Genomic DNA, 19,052 nt, shown 5'->3' with positions numbered 1-19,052 from the left:
GCCACCGGTCCTCGACCGGCCGCCAGCGCGCATTTCATTCATTTTCGTCGTTTGACAGTCCGGAATGCCGATCTGTTAGTGCGGGACCATGAAACCACTTCTCAAACCGTTGTTTGTCGCCCTTGTCGCCGCCTCGTCCGTCACCGTGCTCAGCTCCTGTTCAAAGGAGGCCCGCCAAGAGGCCGCCGCCGAATCGGCGGTCGAATCCGCCGTGGATGTGACCGAGGACTATTGCGAGCTATTGGAAAGCATCAAGGACAAGGACTCCGCCAAGAAGGCCATCGATAAGATGGACGGATTGGCCGACAAATACGCGAAGGTCGCCGAGAAGGGCAAGAAGGCCGGAGAGACTCCTCCGGATGCCGAGGCGATTGCCAAGACCCAAGAAAAGATGAAGCCGCTGGTCGATCGCATGACCGCAGCGCTTACCACGGCCATGCCGATCATCGCCGCTGATCCGGAGCTGATGAAAGCCTTTCAAGAGAAACAGATGAACATCGCGAAGAAGATGGAAGAGGCCTCGAAATAAGACTTCCTCCGACAGCCGTAGCTTAGGAACGCGTCTTCCCGGTGCTCGGGAAGGCGCGTTTTGTTTTCCGGAGCGGGATCAGCTCATGGCGACTTCGATCAGGCGTCCGACGAGAAGAAGCGCCGCGACAATAAGGAGCTGAACCACCATCACGCCCCAGAACAGGATTCCGCTTCCGCTGCGTTCGATCGACAGGTCAGCACCTAGGAAGCTATCGAGCAAATTGGCTTCACCCCGCCGGATATCGGAGAGGGTGAAAAGAAGAACACCGATGCCGGGCAGATAAGCCACGTCAGCAATCTTATCTAACAGCAAGATCCGGCGCGATTCCAATCCAGCCGGCTCTTTCCACGTTGTCTTTCGCTTGGAAACGAAAAACCCGCCGGACGCGGCGGGTTTTTCAGGAGAGTGGTACCCCGTCTTGGACTCGAACCAAGGACCAAAAGATTAAGAGTCTTCTGCTCTACCAACTGAGCTAACGAGGCTTTGTGTGACCTGCCTTGCGGCGGGGCCGGAAGAATGCATTTGATCCGACCCCGCGCAAGAGAATTTTAAGGGAAATGTTGCCTCGTGGGGAGGCCGCTTATTTTGGCAGGAAGAGGATGCAGATCGGGTTCGGGCAAGCGGTGGTGGCCTTCGGTTCGCCGAGCTTGCCGGTGGCGGGATCAAGGGGCAGGGAGGAGAGTGTGTTGCTGTCCTGATGAGCGCAGAGCAGCCACTTGCCGTCCGGGGAAATCGTGAAGTGGCGGGGAATCTTGCCGCCGCAGGGAACGATCTGGACCGAGCTCAGCTTGCCCGACGCGGAATCGCGCGCGAAGACCGCGATGCTGTCGTGGCCCCGGTTCGAAGCGTAGACGAACTTGCCATTCGGGTGCACCGAGATCTCGGCCGTGGTGCTGTTCCCGGTCCAGCCTTCCGGCAGGGTAGTAATGCTATGGAGCGTGGTGAACTTGCCCTCCTTCGCCTCGTAGCTGCACGCACTCACGGTGTTATCGAGTTCATTCACCACATAGGCATGGCGGCCGTCGGGTGAGAACTCCATGTGTCGAGGTCCGGCACCAGGGGCGGAGGACCAGGAGCCCGGATCTTCCTTCACCGGCTTGGCGGATCCCTCTTCCACCGGCCAGCTCAGCACTCTGTCCAAGCCGAGGTCCGGCACGTGGAGAAATCCGCTGCGGAAATAGACGCCATGCGCATGGGGGCCTTCCTGGCGGTCCTTGCGCGGGCCGGTGCCCTCGATCCGCTTCACGAAGTCCGGCGCTTCCACTCCGCCCATGGGGTTGATCGGAAGCATCGCCGTGCTGCCATCGCTATAGTTCGCTGTGGCCAGCGCGGTACCCCTCTCGTTCACGGCCAGGTGACAGGGATTGTGGCCCCCCGAAGATGCCTCGTTAATAAATTCCAGCGTCTCCCCGAGCCGGAAGGCAGCGATGCTGCCCTTCGGATGTGCTTCGGAGCGGCCGACGGAATAAAGGAGCGGCTTGGAAGGGTGCAGGGCCAGGAAGCCCGGGCCCTGATATTTCGCACCGAGCTTTACGTCCTCGAATGCGCCCGTCTCCGGGTCGAAGCTGGAGAGGTAGATGCCCTCGCTCTTGCCGCTGCCACCGGTATTCGTGCCGATGGCAATACGCTGGGGTGCGGCGAAGGCCAAGGGCGATAGCGCGAACAAAAGGAGTGCGGGTTTGATCATCCCCATCACTACGCCATGCGTGCGGCCGGACATTCAACGGCTTTCCGCGTTCTTACTCACCGAGATGTTCTCTTCGATTTTCTTCGCGACACCGGCCTCCGGATCGACTTCCACGGTCATGGTTCCGGCGTAGGTCCCGGCTGCCGCTTGGCCGCCGTGGGGGCCGGAGATTGTCAGCACGAGCTGCTTGCCTTGCCATTTCGCGGGCTGCACGTGGGGATTCTCCAACGCCTTTCCTTCAGCGCTGGGCGCCGGCAACTTCAGCGGCTTCCAACCCGCCGTGGTTCTTACGAAGGCGAAGGCTTGAATCACCGACTTGTTCCCGGCGGCAAAAGCCACCCCATCACTCGCCGGGCTCCACAGCACGGTCCCGTCCTTCACCTCGCCTTCCTTTAACTCATCATCCACCGCGAAGGTCAGGAACTCTTTCCCGGAAACCCCTTCGAGCTTCACGGTGTCGGCACCTGTGGTCCTTTGCTCCACCAGCAGCACGAGATCGCCCTTCGGTGAAGGAATGCGCACGGCCTTGTCGTCTGCGGCGAATGACGGAGACGCGGCGATGAGAGAGCAACAGAGGATGGTTCGGAATGGATGCATCCGTCACCATAGCCCTATTCCGGCCAGCTTCCAATTTTCTTGCAGGCTCATCGCCCCGAAGACTCAGGAGGCGATGAGCATGGCGCGGCTCAGGAACGCTCAGAAGCCGAAGTAACGCTGCGCGTTCCCGCTGCACACGTCCTTCACCAGCTTCGAGAGCGCCTCGAAGTCATCCGGCAGCTCGCCGCGGTCGGCCTCGGTGCCGATCAGGTTGCAGAGGATGCGGCGGAAGTACTCGTGACGCGGGAAGGAGAGGAAGGAGCGCGAGTCCGTCAGCATGCCGACGAAGCGAGAGAGCAGGCCGGTGGCGGAGAGCGCGTTGAGCTGCATCTCCATGCCGTCCTTCTGATCCATAAACCACCAGCCCGAGCCGAACTGGATCTTGCCTGGTGCCGTGCCGTCTTGGAAGGCCCCGGTCATGGCGGCGAAGAGGTAGTTGTCCCGCGGATTGATGTTGTAGAGGATCACCTGCGGCAGGGCACCACGGTTGGCCAGCGTGCCGAGGTAGGTGATCAGGGCGGCTCCCTGGCGCTCGTCGCCGATGGTATCGAAGCCCGCATCCGGCCCGAGTAGGCCGAACATGCGGGGATTCACATTGCGGAAGGGTCCGAGGTGAAGCTGCTTGGTCCAACCCTTGGCCGCATCCTGCTGGCCGAAGAAGACCATCAGGAAGAAGCAGAACTTCTCTTTTTCTTCGGAAGTTACCGGGATGCCACGGCGCGCCTTGTCGAAGATGATCGAAGCGTCCGCATCGTCGCAAGGCAGGGCGGGGCAGCGGTCGAGCCCGTGATCGGAAAGGCGGCAGCCGGCTTGGTGGAAGGCGTCATGGCGCTTCTGCAGCGCCTGCAGCAGATCGGAGACGTGATGGATGCTGGTATCGGTGATCTCTTCCAGCTTCTCGATCCACGCGTCGAAGGCCTTCGGTTGGTCGACTTGGAAGGCCTTGTCCGGGCGGAAGGTCGGCAGCACCTGGGTGCCGATGCCGCTCTTCGCGATGGTCTCATGGTGGCGCAGCGGGTCGGCGGGATCGTCGGTGGTGCCGACCATCTTCACCTGGAACTTGTCGAGAATGCCGTGGACGCAGAAGTCAGCTTCGGCGAGCTTGGCGTTCGCCTCTTCCCAAATTTCATCGGCCGTGTCCGGACTCAGGAGCTTCTCGATGCCGAAGTAGCGGCGTAGCTCGAGATGGGTCCAGTGGTGGATGGGATTCCGCAGGGTGTAGGGAACGGTCTCCGCCCAAGCTTGGAACTTCTCGCGCGGGCTTGCCGAACCGGTGATGTATTCCTCGTCGATGCCATTGGCGCGGAGCAGGCGCCACTTGTAGTGGTCACCGCCGAGCCAGATGTCCGCCAGGTTATCCCAGCGATGATTGGTGGCGATCTCCGCAGGGGAGAGGTGACAGTGATAGTCGAAGATGGGTTGATCCTTCGCGGCCTCGTGGTAGAGGCGGCGTGCGGTCGGCGAATGGAGAAGGAACGATTCGTCGTCGAGGTAGGCCATGGATTTCCGTGAGGATGGCAGGATGGCGATGCACCGCAAGCCGATCCTTTATGAGTTGTCATACAAATTAACCCGGCTTCTTGGCGAGCGCTCGTCCGCCACCGATGATCGCGAGGGCTCCGACTGAGAAGGCGGCCGTCATAAGCAGGCAGTTCAAGATCGTGCGCGGCCAGCCGAGACGGTCGGCTTCCAAGAAGGGGTAGGGATAGGCCGGGCCGCGGGCGAGTGTCCAAATCAGATAGGCTGCAGGCCAAGCCAACCACGGCAGCGCCTGCCGCCACGGCAGAATATCCTTCGGGACGAAAGCGATCCAGAATCCCAGTTGGAGGAGCGGGGTCACGCGGTGGAGCAGGTTGTCCGCCCACCATTGCTTGCCCTCCGGCTTCCAGAGATTCGCGAGCAGGACCACGTAGACAACCCCGACAACGAGAATGTAGAGCAGCAACGCGCCTTGGACGGGGGCGCTGCGGTATCTCGATCCGGAGGGCAGCAGGCAAAGCACATGGACCAGCACCAGCAGCGCGTTCGTCAGGATCGTGAAGTATCCCGAGAGCTTCCAGAGAGTGGCACCCAGTCCCAACCCGCGGGCCGCGAGCATGCCGGTGCTGATCTGGAATTGCAGGACTAGACCGGCGAGGCCGGCGGCGATGATGATGATGCGGAAGACCTGTTCAGGCTTCATGCTCGGGGCCGGGTTCAGGGAAGCTGCCGCCCATCGTGCGCGTTCCCTTGCACTGTGCCAGCCCCCAGCGGATCATCGGCAGCAGAAATTGGCGGGTGCTCCTGCCACGCGGGGTGAGCTGGTAGAGGAAGCGGCGCTTGTCCTCCTTGTCGGGGATCCGCTTCACGAGTCCGTGCTCGGCGAGGAGCTTCAGCCGATCCGCCAGAATATTCGTGGCGATACCCTCGGGGGACGACATGAACTCGTCGTAGCGCTGCTTGCCGAGGAAGAGATCGCGGATCAGCAGCAGGGTCCAGCGATCCCCGAAAAGATCGAGCGCGCAGGCCAGAGGGCATGGGGAACGGCGGGCGGCTGATCTCATGCCAGGTAAAATAACTTGCAAAGTAAAAGTAATGCAAGCATGGGTGATGTGGCTTGCGAATCGCAAGTGAAATGCCATGGGTGAAGAACGGGACGAGGAAGCGATTCAGGCAGCTCTGGAGAAGCCGGGTGCAGGCCTGCCGGAGGCAGAGCGGCGCGTGGTGAGGATGGGGCTGGTGCGGTATGCCGCGTCTCATGACCGGGACGCGGCATTGGCGGACTTCCTCTCGGGAGCGGGGGCGATACTGGAACTCGTGACCGGGCTGGATGAAGCCAGGCTTCGCAGGAGGGTGCTGGTGGAGCGGGTCCCCGGGATGGAAGACAGCAGTCGCTACTGGTCGCCGGGAATGATCGTGCAGCACCTCGCGATCGTGGACCGTGGCGTGCTGATGCTGGTTCATGGGTTGCTGGTCGGAAAGCTACCCGGGCAGAGCCGCGGCCCGGCCGATGTGAAGCCGTCACCGGATGCCGGACCCGAAAGCCTCGATCTGTTTCGCGACACGACGGCCTCGTGGGCCAAGTTTCTCGGGAAGGCGGAGAGCCTTTGCGGTACGATCCAGCATCCGCATCCGTGGTTCGGGCCACTGGATGCTCACCACTGGTTCTGTGTCGCCGTGCAGCATCACGAGATCCACCGGATGCAATTGGAGGCCGTGCTGGCCTCTCCAGCCTAGGGCACGCGGGCTACTCCGCCGACGGCAGGGCATCAACCAATGCCAGCAAGGACTCGGCGTTGTGGCTCTTCTGCCAAGCCACCACCATTTCCCAGGTGGCGCCGGGATCGGCGATTGGGACGAGGATCATCCCCGGGCGCTTGTGACGCCGGAAGATGGCAGGCAGGAGGGCCACCGCACCGTCGTTCGCGACCGCCGAGAACCCTTCGGCGATGCCGCCGGGAATCTCGATCATCTTCGGAGTGAAGTTCCCGTGAAGCCGGCAGAAGCGGACCAAGCGGCTGCGAATGCCCGGGACCTCGTTCTCCGAGCCCACGATGAAAGTCTCCGTTCTCAGCTCGGCGATCTTCACCTTCTTCTTGGAAGCAAGGGGGTGATCCTCCGGTAGGCTGACAAAACACCTGAGCACCGCGACCTTCTTCATCTGAAAATCGCGCCGCGAGAGAGCCGCGCTGCCCTCGAGGAAGGCGAGGTCGATCTCACCCTTGCGCAATGCGGTGATCTGCTCCCCCGGGAAGAGATCGAGCAGCTTCACCTTGGTATCCGGATAGAGCCGCCGCAGTTTCCTGAGACTGGGTTCGAGGTGCTCGTGGAAGGCGGAAGCGAGATAGCCGATGCGCAGCTCCCCGGCATCGCCGCGGATGATCCGGCGAACGGCCTGAAGGTTCGCATCGTAATTCGCGAGGAAGGATGCCATGCGCTTCACGAGTGCCCGTCCCCCGATGGTGGGCATGACACCGGTCGAACTGCGCTCCAGAAGCGGGCCTCCCAACTCATGCTCCAGCGCCTGAACCTGACGGGACAAGGCCGATTGGGAGATGTTGAGTCGGGCGGCGGCACGATGCAGGCTGCCCTCCTCGACGACGGTCAGGAACGATCGGATCTGCAGGAGCACGGCAGCGATGGTGATGCAAGGATTGCATCACGGCAATGCCGAATGAACGTTACCCGGCGATCCGGATCCTCGTTAGGGTGAGGACCTATGAGCAGCCCCGTAACAAGTATCACTCCCGCCCGTCTCATCGAACGCCTCAACTGGCGCTATGCGACCAAGCAATTCGACCCGGAGCGTAAGATCAGCGCGGAAGATTGGTCCGCCTTGGAAGAAGCCTTGGTGCTGTCACCCTCGAGTGGTGGCCTGCAACCGTGGAAATTCGTGGTCGTCACGGATCCCGCGCTGAGGGAGAAGCTGGTGCCCGTGTCCTACGGTCAGGAGCAGGTCAAGGATGCCTCGCACCTTGTCGTCTTCGCGGCAAAGACCGGCTTCGGAGAAGGCGAGGTCGATGCCCATATCCAGCGCATCGCGGAGATCCGCGGCGTGTCGCTCGAGTCCTTGGCTGGTTTCCGCGGCATGCTCCTGGGAGGAATCGTAAATGCAATGGACGCGCCGACCCGCCAGGCTTGGGCGGCACGCCAAGCTTACATTGCGTTGGGGAATCTCCTCACCAGCGCGGCCTTGCTGGGAATCGATGCGTGCCCGATGGAGGGTTTCTCGTCCGAACAATATGACGAGATTCTGGGCTTGAAGGAGAAGGGCTTGAGCAGCGTGGTGGTTTGCCCGCTCGGATATCGGGCCGCGACCGATGCCTACGCGGAGCTGCCCAAGGTGCGCTTCGCGAAGGAGGATGCTCTGGTCTATATTTGATCACCGGGGATGGCGCGGATAAGCGCTCCCACGCCGCCTCTAGTTTTACCGTAGGCGGCATCAAACACAACCCATCACGAGGCTTCTCCAAGGACGGACCGCCGGTTGAAAAAGTGCTCGACCGATTAAGAAGACTTCGAACAACCTCAAGAACTACGGGCTCTGGACTATGAGGCGGAAGACTTTTATTGTCGGGATTATCCTCTTCGTTCTTGGTGGTGTAATCGGCTTTATAGCAGATCTCTATAAAATTCCATGGCTGGTGATTCCGATGCTGGCGCTGATCATGACAAGCGGCATCATCGTTGGTCGTGGGGTTATGATCTTTGCGTTTAGGAAGTAATTATTCCGCATGTGCCTTGGTTGACGGGCAAGCGGTCTCCTCCCGGCAACCAACGGTGTTGGTAGTCCGACCCATTTGGAAAGCGAAGCATGGTGCTTTCCAATTTCCTATCACTCCAGCCTCTCCGGGCCCGGTTCCTAGGGACGTCGGAAGATCATGAAATGCTGCCAAGGAAGCGGGCGGAGATTCGACACGAACTCGAAGCCCGCGGACTCCAATTCCAGCCGTGCCTGAGCCTCGGTCATCTTGTGAAGGGGCTTGATCGGCACCCTCGGGTCTTCCCCCCGGAACTCCAGCAGGAAGATTCGCCCGCCGGGCTTCAGCGCCTTGTGGAGCGAGGCGAGCATCTCGCGCGGATGGGAGAACTCGTGGTAGGCATCCACCATGAGGGCTGCGTCGAGGGATGCCTCGGGGAGCATCAGGTCGTCGATCTTGCCGAGATGGGGCTGGACATTGCTGATGCCAAGTTCGGCGGACTTCTCTTTCAGGAAATTGAGCATCTCCGGCTGGATGTCGACGGCGACGACCTTGCCCTGCGGGATCTTCGGCGAAATACGAAAGCTATAGTAGCCGGAGCCGGCACCGATGTCCGCGATGACATCGCCGGGCTTCAGGTCGATGGCGGCGATGGCCTTGCTAGGAGCTTCCTCCTGCTCGCGCTCACCGCGCTCCAGCCAGCCGATGGCGGGATGGCCCATGACCTGAGAGATCTCGCGACCATGGAAGAACTTGCCGATGCCATCGGGTGAGGCGGGGCCTTCCGTGTAATCGACATGGACGGGCGCGGGTGCCGGGGTGGGGGAAGGAGTTTCAGTTGAAGATTGCGGTGCACTGGTGGCGGTGCCCGGGCTGTCGTCGGTTTTCCGGTCCTCCGCGGACTGATGGAAAGTCCAACCCGCGATGGCGGCAGCGCAGGCGAGGGCCAGGAGCAAGGCAACACGACTCATGCCCGACTCTTTGCCGGGACTCGCCCGGATGCCAACCCCCAAGTCACCTTTCGGTGCATTGCCGGAAGCGCCGGATGCGGGCATGAATGTTGGTATGGATCTAACCCCTGACCGTATCCTCGAGGTTGGGACCAGCTTCTGGTCCTCGAAAGCCCTTCTCGCCGCCGTCGAACTCGGCGTCTTTACCGCGCTCGCAGAGAGTCCCGCGGATCTCGAGACGCTGAAGCGGCGCTTCGGGTTCCAAGAGCGGGGTGCGAAGGACTTCTTCGACGTGCTGGTGGCGCTGGGATTCTTACAGCGCGAGAATGGGATTTACCGGAATGCTCCGGAGCCTGACCTCTTCCTCGATCGGGCCAAGCCCTCATATATCGGGGGGATTCTGGAGATGGCGAGCAAGCGGCTATACGGCTTCTGGGATCACTTGATTCCGGCATTGCGGAGCGGTGAGCCGCAAAATGAAGTGCGCGAAGGAGGCGATCCCTTCGCGGCGCTCTATGCGAGCGAGGAAGGCTTGAAAGGATTTCTCGGTGCGATGACTGGCGGTAGCCGCGGAGCGAATCTTGCGATGGCACGGAGCATTCCGTGGGAACGCTACCGGACTTGCGCGGATGTGGGTACGGCACAGGGCGATCTGGTGGCGCAGATCGCGCTGGCGAATCCTCATCTGAAGGGCACGGGATTCGACCTGCCCCCGGTGAAGCCGATCTTCGAAAGTTACATGGCAGACTTGGGGCTGGCAGGGCGGGTAAGTTTCACCAGCGGGGACTTCTTCGAGGACGAGTTACCGCAGGCCGATGTGATCCTGATGGGCCATATCCTCCATGACTGGGATTTGCCGACCAAGAAGATGCTGCTGGAGAAAGCCTATCGTGCCTTGCCCGCAGGCGGCGCGGTGGTGATCTACGATGCAATAATCGACGATGATCGATCACAGAACGCCTTCGGCCTGCTGATGAGCTTGAACATGCTGATCGAGACCCAAGGCGGCTTCGACTACACCGGGGCGGACTGCATCGGATGGATGCAAGAAGCCGGGTTTACGGAGTGCCGTGTGGAGCATCTGGTGGGTCCGGACTCGATGGTAGTAGGGATCAAAGGAGCCTAGGCACCCGGTGGCGGCAGGGATCGGGGAGGAATGAAGCTGCTCAAGCGGGTCCTTCGTTCTTCCTCATCCTGTGCGGCCTCCTTCCGCATCTTCGCGAGACGGGCGTCGAATTCCTCCCGCTCTTGCTTGAGCTTCGCGATCTCATCCTCGGGCAAACGAAGCTCTTCGGGCAAAGGCGCCCCGCAATGCTCGCAGGGCCTTTGCCGCGAGTAGAGGACCTTATGGCAGTTCGGGCAGTTCATCGGCTGCCCGCAGCCAGGAACTTGGATCGTTCGATCCGGACTTCTTCTGCCAGGTTCTCGGCCAGCTTCCGCCCGGGGCCCTGCAGGTCGGCAAGACCACTCCGGTCGCCGAGTTGCAAGAGGCTGATGGCGCGGGTCATGGGGTGGCCCTTGAGGAACCGGTCGATCTCGCTCTTGCTGGAACCGGCGAAGAGGCCGGCATAGAACAGCGGCTTGGGATCGCGAAGAATCTCCGCCTTTTGGTAGTGAACCATATGCAGCGCCAGTTCGCATGAGCGCTCTAGACGGTCCGTGTCCGTGTTTCCCAAATGGTCCAGATAGGCGCTGGCATTGTCGCGCAGCTTGCCGTGGACGATCCATCGCTGGTTCACGCGTTGCACCTTCGCAAGGACCTTTTCGCCCTCGTCCGTCAGGACAGGGCAGATAGTTGGGTTTGGCATGTTCCGGGGTGGGTGTGGGGAACGGCTGGTCGGCCCAATCCTAGCATCCGCTGCAAATCTTTCAACCGGTCTTGCACGGGGAACGCGGGCTCCCTAGCGTCCCCGCCCCCGCATGTCCGCCAAGATCCGCTTCACGTCCGCCGCCGTCACCCGTCTCGTCCTCGCCAAAGTGGGCCACCCGCAGCGCGATGAACCCCTGCAGACCTCGAAGCAGGTGTTCGAGGTGGCGGAAGAGGATCAGAGCGCGCTCACCGCTCTCTTTCTCAAGGCCTTCAAGAATCTGGCCGGCTACCGCTTCCACCACCACTCCTCGCTGGACCAGCACGAGATGAACGCCTGTTCGAAGGCGATCTTCGAGTCCCCGGAGGGGCTGTTGGAGAAAGGCTGCGATATCGCGAAGCGGCTCTACTCAAAGTCGAACCATCCCAACATCAAGTCGGGGGATCTTTGCATCGCTTTCGTGGAAGGCATCGAGGTGAACGGCGAGCTGGTCAACGGCCTCTGCATCCTGAAGTCCGAGAGCGTGGTGCCTTTCCTCAGTATCTCGACCAAGGATGGCGACCTGCATCTTCACACGGAGCAGGGGATCAACCCGGAGAAGATCGACAAGGGCTGCCTGATCCTGAACTTCCATCCGCACAAGGGTTACCACGTGTTGACCTTCGATCGCTCCGGCAGCGATTCACGCTTCTGGGTGCGCGACTTCCTGGGGGTGGTGGCGGTGACGGACAGCCCCTTCCTCACGAACAAGTTCACGAACATGGCCGTGGCCTTCGCCAAGGAAGAGGAGAAGGCGAAGAAGCAGCTCAAGAAGGAGCAGAAGACCGAAGAGCAGGAAGCTCCGGAAGACGATACCCCACCGTGGGAAACCGCCTCCGCGGCCAAGGATGCCATCACCTACTTCGAGGAAAAGGAACAGTTCAGCCTGCAGGAGTTTGAGGAGCAGGTGCTACGCACGCCCGAAGCGGTGGAAAAGTTTCGCAAGCATAAGGAGAAGGTGGAGGAAGAGCAGGGCCAGCGCTTCGACGATTCCTTCGAGATCTCCAAGAAGGATGTGAGCAAGGCGAAGAAGAAGATCAGCACCGTGTTGAAGCTGGACACCGGCGTGGAGATCCACGTGAAACCGGGCTTCGTCGATCAGCCGGAAGAAGTGCTGGAACGCGGCTTCGACGAGGACAAGGGGATGAAGTTCATCAAGGTCTACTTCAACGGCGAGATGTAAGAGATCCGCTCTCTTGCTCTGGAAATGAAAAAGCCAAGCTGTACAGGGCAGCTTGGCTTTGTGATTTTTGGTTGAGGGGCAGCGGCTTACTGCTCGCGCTTGCCTCTCTTGATGGCGGTCTTCCACTCCTCGCCGAGCTCTTCGAGCGTCTTGCCGGTCCACTCCTTCCAGAGCTTCTCCTCGTAGTCGCCTTCGCGGGCGACGGCGTTGAGCTTCTGGAGCAGGCCCTCGTCCTTCTCGGTGACGACCCAGTCGATAAAGTTGCCGGTGACGCGGTAGCTGTCGCTGTATTTCGCGCTGTCCGCGCGGTCCTTGCCTAGGCCGGCACCCCGGCTCTTGGGCTCGAAAAGGAACCAGCGGATGTAATCGCAGATTCCTTCCGTGACCCAGCCAGGGGTTTCCTTCGGCTTGCGGTTGGTTTGGTTGGCGCGCCAGTAGTTCTGCACCACGTGACCCATCTCGTGAACCGTGCAGCCCTTCGCCTCGCCGGTGAGCTGGTCCTGATAGAATTCTGTCTTCATTGTGATGCGGTTACCGGCAGCGTAAGCTGGCGGACCGATCCCGCGCTTGTACTCGAAGGTGACCACATCCGGGGCGCGATAGCCCTTGCTCGGCAGGAGTTCGACCAGTTTCGGATACCATTCCAGAATCACCGGCACGAGTTCCTTCTCGCTCCACTCCGTCAGATCGGGAGCTTCGGTGGAGATGATGATGTAGCGATACTTTCCATCCTTGGACTTGTATTCGCGGACGATCTTCGCCTCGGGGTTAAGACGCTCGATCTCGGGTCCACGTGCGCTGATCACGTCGATCTCGCTGAAGAACGTGTTCGCCTTCGGGCCGCTTTCGGAGGGCCGCTCGACATCGAAAAGCAGGTAGCGGTAATCGCCGAGAGAGCGCGAGCCCTTGTTGTTGATTTCCGCGGCGTGCTGGCCTCCCACCTCGCCCTTCTCCGGGCGGGTGTCCACGTTCGCGAGCAGCACCCAGCCGAACTTGGTCGGATCGACCCCGCGCTTCGGGGCGGGATCGAAATCCTTGCTGCGCCCGTTGGCCGCATAGAGCTTGTAAACCTGCGGGCCGCAAATACCCCCATGCCAAGAGTAGGTCACTACGGACTTCACCGGCACCAGTTCGCCCAGATCAGCGGCGATGCGTCCGCCCGGGGTGCCGAGATCGAAGATGAAATTCGAGGCCGGCTGGCTTGCGCCGGTCGGCACCTTGCCGTCGTTCAGCACGGAGAGTTCGCCGCTGGCTTCGTCCTTCGCGCCATCGACCAAGGTGAAGACCGCCTTGGCCGCCGCATCATTGATGGCGGGTGGCGCGATCGGATCGAGTTTGAAACCTTGCTCGGCGCTGCCCTGCGCCTTCACCACGTTCGCGGCGGCGGATAAGACCGGAGAAAGCGTCAGAGAGATGGCGCCTATCAGCAGGGGGACAATCGAGGACGGGTGCATGCTATCAACGTCGGCTTGGGTTCGCGGTTTAGTATCTCGCCGCGGTTTTCAGACGCGATGACAGCGCGAAAGCGGTCCGGGGTCCAACTTTCGTTTGGGCCCGGGCCCTATGGAAATGCTCAGGAGGAGGCTTCTTGAGTCCAACAGGCCCAACGGCGCAGGGATGCTCCGATAAACCTGCAAGGAGTGCCGTCATGACGCAATTGTCCGGCGGATTCTGCTCTCCACCCGGGCCCGGAATCTTAAGCTCCGCGCATGGCCACCCTGACGGAATCCTTCGCCGATCTGGAAACCACCCGCGGGACGATGCGGGTTCACACCTTTTCTCCCACGGGGGAAGCCAAGGTCCCCGCCGTGATCTTCTATTCGGAGATCTTCCAAGTCACCGGGCCGATCCGGCGGATGGCGGCGGCCTTGGCCGGCGAAGGCTATCTGGTCGCGGTGCCGGAGGTGTATCACGAATTCGAACCGCTGGGTACGGTCCTCGCCTACGACCAAGCCGGCTCCGACCGCGGCAACGAGCTGAAATACACCAAGGAACTCGCCTCCTACGACGAGGACGTCGACGTGCTGGTGAAATGGCTTTCGGCACACCCCGATTGCACAGGCAAGATCGCCAGCTACGGCGTCTGCCTCGGCGGCCATCTCGCCCTGCGTGCCGGATATCATGCAGGCATCTCCGCGGTCGCGGCCTTCTATCCCACCGATGTCCACTCCGCCACGCTCGGCGCGGGCAAGTCCGACGATACCCTCAAGCGCATCGCGGAAATGGATGCTTCCCTCCTCTTCGTCTGGGGGCGACTGGACCCGCACATCCCGAAGGATGGCAGGGAGCTCATCCACCGCACACTGGAAGAGTCGGGCCTCAGCTTCGAGTGGCACGAATTCAACGCCGCCCACGCCTTCCTCCGCGACGAAGGCCCGCGCTACAACCCCGCCTTGGCACGGGTCTGCATGGCAATCCTCACAAGATTCCTCGGAGAGTCGCTCCGGGCCTGATCACTCGAAGCTCAAGAACACCGGGCTACCACCGATCACCAGCTTGGCCGATTTCGGCGTCGGCTGCACCGGCATCGCGAAACTTTCGGCTGTCTCCTTGAGCGTGATCTTCGTGGCTCCTGTTAGTTTCCCCGGCAGCCGGTCGAGGGTCACCTCTTCGGCGGTATTATCTCCCGTCGGCTTCCACACGGCCCAAAGCTTCTTCTTCGTGCTGCCGTGTTCATATTCGTGAATGCGAATCTTCCCCGCTTCGTTCTTCACGATGCGGCTGAAGCGGTATTCGCCTAAGGTCTTTTGCAAGTGTCCCACTGCGTGAAACGAAGGCTTCGGCTGGAAGTTCCGTGTCAGCCCGGAGCTCGCATGCAGGCTCGCCTTGTCGTCATCGTTGAAGAAGTAGATGTAGGCCCGCTCCACCGGCATGGCAGAGAAGACCAGCAGTGATCGCACGATCCATTGGGCCTGCTGCTCGTCGGTCACGCCCACCCACTTCGCGAAGTCACCGCTAGTCTCTTGCGGCTTGGTCGTGCTGTCGTAGCCGAATTCCGTGATCCACACCGGCTTGCCCTTCGCATGCTGGTCGCGCCACTTGCAGAGGTCTTCGATGCTCTTGAGGTAGGTTGGTAGCGCCGGATCTTCCGGATAGCTCCGCTTCCAGGTCGGCCAATTCTCGAGCTGTGCATAACTGTGAATGGTGAGCACATCGACCAGCGGGGTAAGCCCCTCCAGGCAGGCCACGCTCTTCTCATAGTCACCGCTCTTCCCGGCGGTGAGATTGCAGGTCGCGATCTTCAGCTTAGGGTCGCCCTTACGCACTCCTTCGGCCATCGACTTCAGCATGCGGGAGTAGTCGGCATCGCTCCACTTGCCCGGCTCGTTGCCGATCTCGATCGACTCCACCAGCTTGCGGCTGCCGGATGGCCCGAACTCCTTCGCGAACGCCTCTCCGTAGCGCCGCGCATCCGCTTCAAGATCCTTCCAGTCACCTTGCTGGATCGACTCGAACATCAGGCAGGCATTCGTCGCCCAGCCCTGCTTTTGCCAGCCGCCGTAGACTCCGCTCCAGTCGACCCGGTTCTTCGCGAAGGGAAACTCCGGCAGCACCGCGGTCTCCTTCCCCAGATCCCATTCCACCGGATGGTAATCCCGCACCAGCCGTCCCACCGGTTGATAGAGCTCCGGCTTGAACTGCACGGTGTGTCCGTTGATGCCGATGAAGTCCCGCATCAGTGGGCGAGGCTCGGCGGCCAGAGGGCTCGTGGTGAGGGCGAGAAGGATGGGGACGCAGCGCATCGCCACCCATACGGCGCATCCCCGGCGCCTTTCTTCAAGCTCCGGTGATAAAACATCACCCACGTGGCGCTGTCAGGAATGAGACCCCGTCTCCCCCATGGCAACCCGCGACACGGAACAGGACTGGAATGAATGGCTCGCCGAGCATGCGGGGCGCTTTCTCCTCTTCGCCCGCCAGCAGACGCGCTGCGGTCAGGATGCGGAGGATGTCCTGCAGGACGCCTTAGTGGAGTCGTGGAAACGGGCTGGTGGCCGCCCGGATATCGCGCTCGTCTACGCCACCATCCACCGCCGGGCCATCGATCTCGCCCGCCGCACCAGCCGCCGGCTCGTCCGCGAACGCGCCACCGAGCCGGAGGAGTTCTTCGCCAGTTCACTCGCGGATGCGGAACTGGCGGCCCAACTCGAAAAGGAGATCAAGCGTCTTCCCGAACCACAACGTCAGGTCCTAACCCTGAAATTCTGGGGCGGGCTCACTTTCGCCGAAGTCGCGGCAGCCCTGGATATCCCGCAGGGCACGGCCGCCTCCCGCTACCGCCTGGCGCTCGATGCCCTGCGCCAAACTCTCAGCCTCACGCTCATATGAATCCCTCGGATGAAGAAATCGAAGCCCTGCTGGCTCGCCTGAGTCCCGCTGCTCCGGATCCGGCCCTCATGGCGCGCCTGCGGGCGGCCCGACCAAAGCGCTCGCGGGGGAAGAATATCGTCTACCTCGCTCTGCCCTTCGCCGCCGCTGCCGCCTTGGCCTTCGCTCTCGTGCCACAGGAGCCGGCCGTCGCCAGTCCGGCCCCGGAGCTGACTCACGAGACCGGTCCGGCCCCGGAGCCTGCGCCTCTCGAGCCGGTCGGCAGCCTCCAGCACCTCATGGAGGTGGCGGATCTGGGCGTGATCCAAGGCGAGGACGAGATGCCCCTTCGCCTGATCCGCACCCGCTGGATCGATGAGATCATTTACCGCCCCTCCGATGGCGGCGAGCCCGTGGCGGAGGGGCGTGTGCGGGAAGAAATCCTGCCGGTTTCCATGCCGGTCTACTGAATGATCAACCGATACGATACGATGAAAACGAGATACATGATGTTGTGCCTTCTGGCATCCCTGCCGGGATACGCGTCGGCTCAGGAAGGGATTCCGGGAGTGCCACCAGCTCCGCTCCCGCCTCCCGCCCCGGGGGATCCCGCAGTCGCGGTGATGGAGATCCGCTCCGATGATGCGATGTCCAACTTGGGCATGATCGCCGATGTGGCCACGCTCCGGGAGGGGGAGTTGGCCGAACCCCTGAAGTGGACTTTCCAGAAGACGCAGGGCTTCACCGATGAACTGCAGCGCAGCGGCCCCGTGACCTTCCTGGGCGTCTCCGCTTCGCCACCGCCGCGCGAGTTGGCGGCCCATCTGCCGATCCCCCGGGATACCGGCCTGATCGTGGAAGGCATCGTGCCCGAGGGCCCGGCCGCCAAGGCGGGCTTGGAGCAGAACGATGTGCTCACCAAGCTCGACGATCAGATCCTGATTCATCCCCGGCAGCTCTCGGTGCTGGTCGCGAACCGTAAGGAGGGGGATAGCGTGAAGCTTTCCTTCCTTCGCAAGGGCGAGCTCAAGGAGCTCGATGTGGTCCTCGGAGTCCGCGAGGTCAAGGCCCCGGAGAACACCGTGGGCGGAGGGATCTTCATGGACAAGGACGTGCTCATCGCCGGGGAAACCAATGCACCGCTGCGCACCTTCGTCCGGAGGTTCAATCTGCCCCCCGGGGCCGCGATGAAGCAGGCCGAGGCGGAGCTTGAAGTCGCCAAGGCGAAGGCGGTCGAGGCCGTCCGCGCGAGCGAAGGTGCCGCCGAGGCCCAGCGTTCGGCACTTCTCGGTGCTATCGCCGAGTCCCGCAAGGCCGCCGATGTCCTGAGTCAGGAACAAAGGAAGGCCGTCATCGACGCGACCCAGCAGGACCAGAAGGCGGAGATCGATGAGATCCGCCGCAAGCTCGACGAGGTGCTCAAGCGCCTCGACGAAAAGAAGTGAGCCAGCGGTGAGAGGCGGGAGAAGCTCTCCCGCCTCAGACCACCGAGTGCATCCAGAAGACCACCGAGTCATCCACGTTCGCGATCATGCGGACTTGGCTGTCTTGGGAAATCACGAAGCCGATTACCTTCGGCTCCACCGAGCAGAGGCGATAGACGGCGCGGTGGCGGGTGCCATCCGCCTGCACGTTCCAGTCGCTCAGCTCGCTCCCGTTCAGGTCGTGCGCCTGGCTCACTTGGAAGACGTTCCGGTCCACCCGGATCTCGCCGCCGAAGCCGATCACGCAGACCCGTTGGTCCACCACCATCGCCCCGTCCACCTGCATCAGGTCGGAGAAGAAGCGGGCCAGCTCGAAGAAGGCCTCTTCCAAGCGATCCAGCTCGGGATCGTGGCTGTTGCGGAAGATGTTCCAAGCGGTTTCGAGATTGCAGCCTTCCGGGCAAAGCATGCCGATCCGTCGGATGATGGACTTCATCAGGTGCGGGAAGCGCATCCCGGCGTCATCCTGTTCGGAGGTATACTTGCAGTCGATCCAGCGCGTCGCGGCTTCGATGCCTTCCTCACCTTCGGGCAGGAAGACCACGCTGCCACCGTGGCCGCTGCTGCGGACCAGGTTGATCACGCGCTTCACGAATTGCAGCGAGACCAGATGCGCCAGATCCGCGTAGTCGGCCTCGCTCAGATTCGGTGGCAGGCAGCCGTCCGAGAGCTGGTGAACCATTCCGAGCCGTAGGTGGGCGAAGCGCTCGTTCAGCAGGCGGGATTGGAAGACATCCAGCCGCGGTCCGTGAAATTCGCGTCCTCGCCATTCCCCGATCAACTGGTAGTTGTGGTAGAAGAGCAGCCAGCCGGGATCGCGGACGTGGATGATGGGGTGGGGGATTCCGTCGCCCGCAGGCTTGCGTCCGCCTGCTACCAGGTTCATCCAGCGCGGGCCTGTATTCAGGATGCCCCAGATCCGGAAGCCGCGGCCCTTCACCGGCCAGATCGCCACCGCGGAGTGGAAGAAGCTCGCGGCCGGGCTCAGGCGCTTGATCTCGTTTGCCGTGAAGGGATGGGAGGCGGTGAAACGCATCGCATGAGTGCCGTCCGGCGGACCCCCGGAACTCGCGAAGGCATCCGGAGGGGCGATGATCACGCGGGCACGCACGGCCCGGCCTTCCTCCTTCAGCAGGCTGGCGGAGTAAAGGGCGTTGCAGGCCTCACGCAGTTCCGTCTCGCTGGGGCCGGCGGTGTGATCGGCCAGCAGGCATTGGAGACGGCCCACCATGCCGGCGAGATCGAGCGGAGTTGAGGAAAGGTCTGACATCGTCGATGCGGTGA

Annotated in this window: 22 protein-coding genes and 1 tRNA gene; 9 read left to right on the top strand and 14 right to left on the bottom strand. The window is 61.9% G+C overall.

Annotated elements, in window-relative coordinates; genetic code table 11:
* The first annotated feature begins 88 nt into the window (after positions 1-88).
* Positions 89-529 carry a hypothetical protein gene (locus tag OJ996_RS17285; RefSeq protein ID WP_264514890.1) on the top strand — a complete coding sequence of 147 codons (441 nt, stop codon included), beginning with the start codon at positions 89-91 and terminating at the stop codon, positions 527-529.
* 78 nt (positions 530-607) lie between these two features.
* Here OJ996_RS17285 and OJ996_RS17280 read toward each other — a convergent pair whose 3' ends face one another.
* From OJ996_RS17280 to OJ996_RS17250, 7 genes are all read right to left on the bottom strand, one after another.
* Complete coding sequence (locus OJ996_RS17280; RefSeq protein WP_264514889.1) at positions 608-820, bottom strand: hypothetical protein; 213 nt, start codon at positions 818-820, stop codon at positions 608-610.
* Between the two features lie 118 nt (positions 821-938).
* A tRNA-Lys gene (locus tag OJ996_RS17275) sits at positions 939-1,014 on the bottom strand.
* 98 nt (positions 1,015-1,112) lie between these two features.
* A complete protein-coding gene (locus tag OJ996_RS17270; protein ID WP_264514888.1) occupies positions 1,113-2,219 on the bottom strand; it encodes a lactonase family protein in 1,107 nt (368 codons plus the stop codon).
* Between the two features lie 33 nt (positions 2,220-2,252).
* The gene (locus OJ996_RS17265) at positions 2,253-2,816 is read right to left on the bottom strand and encodes a hypothetical protein (protein WP_264514887.1); all 564 of its coding nucleotides are present in this window, start codon (positions 2,814-2,816) and stop codon (positions 2,253-2,255) included.
* A 99-nt stretch (positions 2,817-2,915) separates the two neighbouring features.
* Positions 2,916-4,316: a glucuronate isomerase gene (uxaC, locus tag OJ996_RS17260; RefSeq protein ID WP_264514886.1), complete on the bottom strand. Its 1,401-nt coding sequence runs from the start codon at positions 4,314-4,316 to the stop codon at positions 2,916-2,918.
* Positions 4,317-4,383: 67 nt separating this feature from the next.
* Positions 4,384-4,998 (bottom strand): Pr6Pr family membrane protein, encoded by a 615-nt coding sequence (locus tag OJ996_RS17255; RefSeq protein ID WP_264514885.1) that lies wholly within the window; start codon positions 4,996-4,998, stop codon positions 4,384-4,386.
* The gene (locus OJ996_RS17250; RefSeq protein WP_264514884.1) at positions 4,988-5,359 is read right to left on the bottom strand and encodes a winged helix-turn-helix transcriptional regulator; all 372 of its coding nucleotides are present in this window, start codon (positions 5,357-5,359) and stop codon (positions 4,988-4,990) included. Before OJ996_RS17250 ends, OJ996_RS17255 begins: the two co-directional genes overlap by 11 nt.
* A gap of 76 nt (positions 5,360-5,435) precedes the next feature.
* Here OJ996_RS17250 and OJ996_RS17245 point away from each other — a divergent pair, with 76 nt between their 5' ends.
* Positions 5,436-6,032, top strand: a complete 597-nt coding sequence (locus tag OJ996_RS17245) for a DinB family protein (protein WP_264514883.1) — start codon at positions 5,436-5,438, stop codon at positions 6,030-6,032.
* A gap of 10 nt (positions 6,033-6,042) precedes the next feature.
* On the opposite strand, the gene OJ996_RS17240 is transcribed toward OJ996_RS17245, so the two are convergent.
* Positions 6,043-6,927, bottom strand: a complete 885-nt coding sequence (locus tag OJ996_RS17240; protein WP_264514882.1) for a LysR family transcriptional regulator — start codon at positions 6,925-6,927, stop codon at positions 6,043-6,045.
* Between the two features lie 87 nt (positions 6,928-7,014).
* Here OJ996_RS17240 and OJ996_RS17235 point away from each other — a divergent pair, with 87 nt between their 5' ends.
* A complete protein-coding gene (locus OJ996_RS17235; protein WP_264514881.1) occupies positions 7,015-7,677 on the top strand; it encodes an NAD(P)H-dependent oxidoreductase in 663 nt (220 codons plus the stop codon).
* 480 nt (positions 7,678-8,157) lie between these two features.
* Here OJ996_RS17235 and OJ996_RS17230 read toward each other — a convergent pair whose 3' ends face one another.
* Positions 8,158-8,967 (bottom strand): class I SAM-dependent methyltransferase, encoded by an 810-nt coding sequence (locus OJ996_RS17230; RefSeq protein WP_264514880.1) that lies wholly within the window; start codon positions 8,965-8,967, stop codon positions 8,158-8,160.
* Positions 8,968-9,061: 94 nt separating this feature from the next.
* Here OJ996_RS17230 and OJ996_RS17225 point away from each other — a divergent pair, with 94 nt between their 5' ends.
* Positions 9,062-10,072 carry a methyltransferase gene (locus OJ996_RS17225; RefSeq protein WP_345783794.1) on the top strand — a complete coding sequence of 337 codons (1,011 nt, stop codon included), beginning with the start codon at positions 9,062-9,064 and terminating at the stop codon, positions 10,070-10,072.
* Here OJ996_RS17225 and OJ996_RS17220 read toward each other — a convergent pair.
* Positions 10,069-10,314 carry a hypothetical protein gene (locus OJ996_RS17220; protein WP_264514878.1) on the bottom strand — a complete coding sequence of 82 codons (246 nt, stop codon included), beginning with the start codon at positions 10,312-10,314 and terminating at the stop codon, positions 10,069-10,071. The two genes, OJ996_RS17225 and OJ996_RS17220, sit on opposite strands and share 4 nt — an antisense overlap.
* Positions 10,311-10,754, bottom strand: coding sequence for a hypothetical protein (locus OJ996_RS17215; RefSeq protein WP_264514877.1), 444 nt, complete (start codon positions 10,752-10,754; stop codon positions 10,311-10,313). Before OJ996_RS17215 ends, OJ996_RS17220 begins: the two co-directional genes overlap by 4 nt.
* Positions 10,755-10,866: 112 nt before the next feature.
* Here OJ996_RS17215 and OJ996_RS17210 point away from each other — a divergent pair, with 112 nt between their 5' ends.
* Positions 10,867-11,976 carry a nucleoid-associated protein gene (locus tag OJ996_RS17210; RefSeq protein ID WP_264514876.1) on the top strand — a complete coding sequence of 370 codons (1,110 nt, stop codon included), beginning with the start codon at positions 10,867-10,869 and terminating at the stop codon, positions 11,974-11,976.
* Positions 11,977-12,062: 86 nt separating this feature from the next.
* Here OJ996_RS17210 and OJ996_RS17205 read toward each other — a convergent pair whose 3' ends face one another.
* Positions 12,063-13,430 carry a basic secretory protein-like protein gene (locus OJ996_RS17205; protein ID WP_264514875.1) on the bottom strand — a complete coding sequence of 456 codons (1,368 nt, stop codon included), beginning with the start codon at positions 13,428-13,430 and terminating at the stop codon, positions 12,063-12,065.
* A 255-nt stretch (positions 13,431-13,685) separates the two neighbouring features.
* On the opposite strand from OJ996_RS17205, the gene OJ996_RS17200 reads away from it, so the two are divergent.
* The gene (locus OJ996_RS17200) at positions 13,686-14,429 is read left to right on the top strand and encodes a dienelactone hydrolase family protein (RefSeq protein WP_264514874.1); all 744 of its coding nucleotides are present in this window, start codon (positions 13,686-13,688) and stop codon (positions 14,427-14,429) included.
* Here the strand turns inward: OJ996_RS17200 and OJ996_RS17195 are convergent, their stop codons facing one another.
* Positions 14,430-15,719 (bottom strand): cellulase family glycosylhydrolase, encoded by a 1,290-nt coding sequence (locus OJ996_RS17195; protein WP_264514873.1) that lies wholly within the window; start codon positions 15,717-15,719, stop codon positions 14,430-14,432.
* Positions 15,720-15,816: 97 nt separating this feature from the next.
* Between OJ996_RS17195 and OJ996_RS17190 the strand changes: the two genes are divergently transcribed.
* The 3 genes from OJ996_RS17190 to OJ996_RS17180 are packed head-to-tail and all read left to right on the top strand — an operon-like array spanning position 15,817 to position 17,729.
* Entirely contained in the window at positions 15,817-16,305 is a 489-nt protein-coding gene (locus tag OJ996_RS17190) for an RNA polymerase sigma factor (RefSeq protein WP_264514872.1), read from the top strand.
* Positions 16,302-16,754, top strand: a complete 453-nt coding sequence (locus OJ996_RS17185) for a hypothetical protein (protein ID WP_264514871.1) — start codon at positions 16,302-16,304, stop codon at positions 16,752-16,754. The genes OJ996_RS17190 and OJ996_RS17185 overlap by 4 nt, the downstream gene beginning before the upstream one ends.
* 21 nt (positions 16,755-16,775) lie before the next feature.
* Positions 16,776-17,729 (top strand): S1C family serine protease, encoded by a 954-nt coding sequence (locus OJ996_RS17180; protein ID WP_264514870.1) that lies wholly within the window; start codon positions 16,776-16,778, stop codon positions 17,727-17,729.
* A 34-nt stretch (positions 17,730-17,763) separates the two neighbouring features.
* On the opposite strand, the gene OJ996_RS17175 is transcribed toward OJ996_RS17180, so the two are convergent.
* On the bottom strand, positions 17,764-19,038 hold the full coding sequence (locus OJ996_RS17175) for a putative sensor domain DACNV-containing protein (RefSeq protein ID WP_264514869.1): 1,275 nt from the start codon (positions 19,036-19,038) through the stop codon (positions 17,764-17,766).
* Positions 19,039-19,052: the final 14 nt, after the last annotated feature.

Origin of the sequence: Luteolibacter rhizosphaerae (assembly GCF_025950095.1) — a bacterium.
In the GTDB taxonomy this organism is placed as follows: Bacteria; Verrucomicrobiota; Verrucomicrobiia; order Verrucomicrobiales; family Akkermansiaceae; genus Haloferula; species Haloferula rhizosphaerae.
Note: the sequence above shows the minus strand (reverse complement) of the source record. Positions and strands in the feature narration are given on the sequence as shown.

What these genes read in the sequence shown, in the direction of transcription:
- OJ996_RS17285 (WP_264514890.1), top strand. Translation starts at nt 89, where the DNA reads ATGAAACCACTTCTCAAACCGTTGTTTGTCGCCCTTGTCGCCGCCTCG.
- OJ996_RS17270 (WP_264514888.1), bottom strand. Translation starts at nt 2,219, where the DNA reads ATGATCAAACCCGCACTCCTTTTGTTCGCGCTATCGCCCTTGGCCTTC.
- OJ996_RS17265 (WP_264514887.1), bottom strand. Translation starts at nt 2,816, where the DNA reads ATGCATCCATTCCGAACCATCCTCTGTTGCTCTCTCATCGCCGCGTCT.
- uxaC (WP_264514886.1), bottom strand. Translation starts at nt 4,316, where the DNA reads ATGGCCTACCTCGACGACGAATCGTTCCTTCTCCATTCGCCGACCGCA.
- OJ996_RS17255 (WP_264514885.1), bottom strand. Translation starts at nt 4,998, where the DNA reads ATGAAGCCTGAACAGGTCTTCCGCATCATCATCATCGCCGCCGGCCTC.
- OJ996_RS17250 (WP_264514884.1), bottom strand. Translation starts at nt 5,359, where the DNA reads ATGAGATCAGCCGCCCGCCGTTCCCCATGCCCTCTGGCCTGCGCGCTC.
- OJ996_RS17245 (WP_264514883.1), top strand. Translation starts at nt 5,436, where the DNA reads ATGGGTGAAGAACGGGACGAGGAAGCGATTCAGGCAGCTCTGGAGAAG.
- OJ996_RS17235 (WP_264514881.1), top strand. Translation starts at nt 7,015, where the DNA reads ATGAGCAGCCCCGTAACAAGTATCACTCCCGCCCGTCTCATCGAACGC.
- OJ996_RS17230 (WP_264514880.1), bottom strand. Translation starts at nt 8,967, where the DNA reads ATGAGTCGTGTTGCCTTGCTCCTGGCCCTCGCCTGCGCTGCCGCCATC.
- OJ996_RS17225 (WP_345783794.1), top strand. Translation starts at nt 9,062, where the DNA reads ATGGATCTAACCCCTGACCGTATCCTCGAGGTTGGGACCAGCTTCTGG.
- OJ996_RS17220 (WP_264514878.1), bottom strand. Translation starts at nt 10,314, where the DNA reads ATGAACTGCCCGAACTGCCATAAGGTCCTCTACTCGCGGCAAAGGCCC.
- OJ996_RS17215 (WP_264514877.1), bottom strand. Translation starts at nt 10,754, where the DNA reads ATGCCAAACCCAACTATCTGCCCTGTCCTGACGGACGAGGGCGAAAAG.
- OJ996_RS17210 (WP_264514876.1), top strand. Translation starts at nt 10,867, where the DNA reads ATGTCCGCCAAGATCCGCTTCACGTCCGCCGCCGTCACCCGTCTCGTC.
- OJ996_RS17205 (WP_264514875.1), bottom strand. Translation starts at nt 13,430, where the DNA reads ATGCACCCGTCCTCGATTGTCCCCCTGCTGATAGGCGCCATCTCTCTG.
- OJ996_RS17200 (WP_264514874.1), top strand. Translation starts at nt 13,686, where the DNA reads ATGGCCACCCTGACGGAATCCTTCGCCGATCTGGAAACCACCCGCGGG.
- OJ996_RS17195 (WP_264514873.1), bottom strand. Translation starts at nt 15,719, where the DNA reads ATGCGCTGCGTCCCCATCCTTCTCGCCCTCACCACGAGCCCTCTGGCC.
- OJ996_RS17190 (WP_264514872.1), top strand. Translation starts at nt 15,817, where the DNA reads ATGGCAACCCGCGACACGGAACAGGACTGGAATGAATGGCTCGCCGAG.
- OJ996_RS17185 (WP_264514871.1), top strand. Translation starts at nt 16,302, where the DNA reads ATGAATCCCTCGGATGAAGAAATCGAAGCCCTGCTGGCTCGCCTGAGT.
- OJ996_RS17180 (WP_264514870.1), top strand. Translation starts at nt 16,776, where the DNA reads ATGAAAACGAGATACATGATGTTGTGCCTTCTGGCATCCCTGCCGGGA.
- OJ996_RS17175 (WP_264514869.1), bottom strand. Translation starts at nt 19,038, where the DNA reads ATGTCAGACCTTTCCTCAACTCCGCTCGATCTCGCCGGCATGGTGGGC.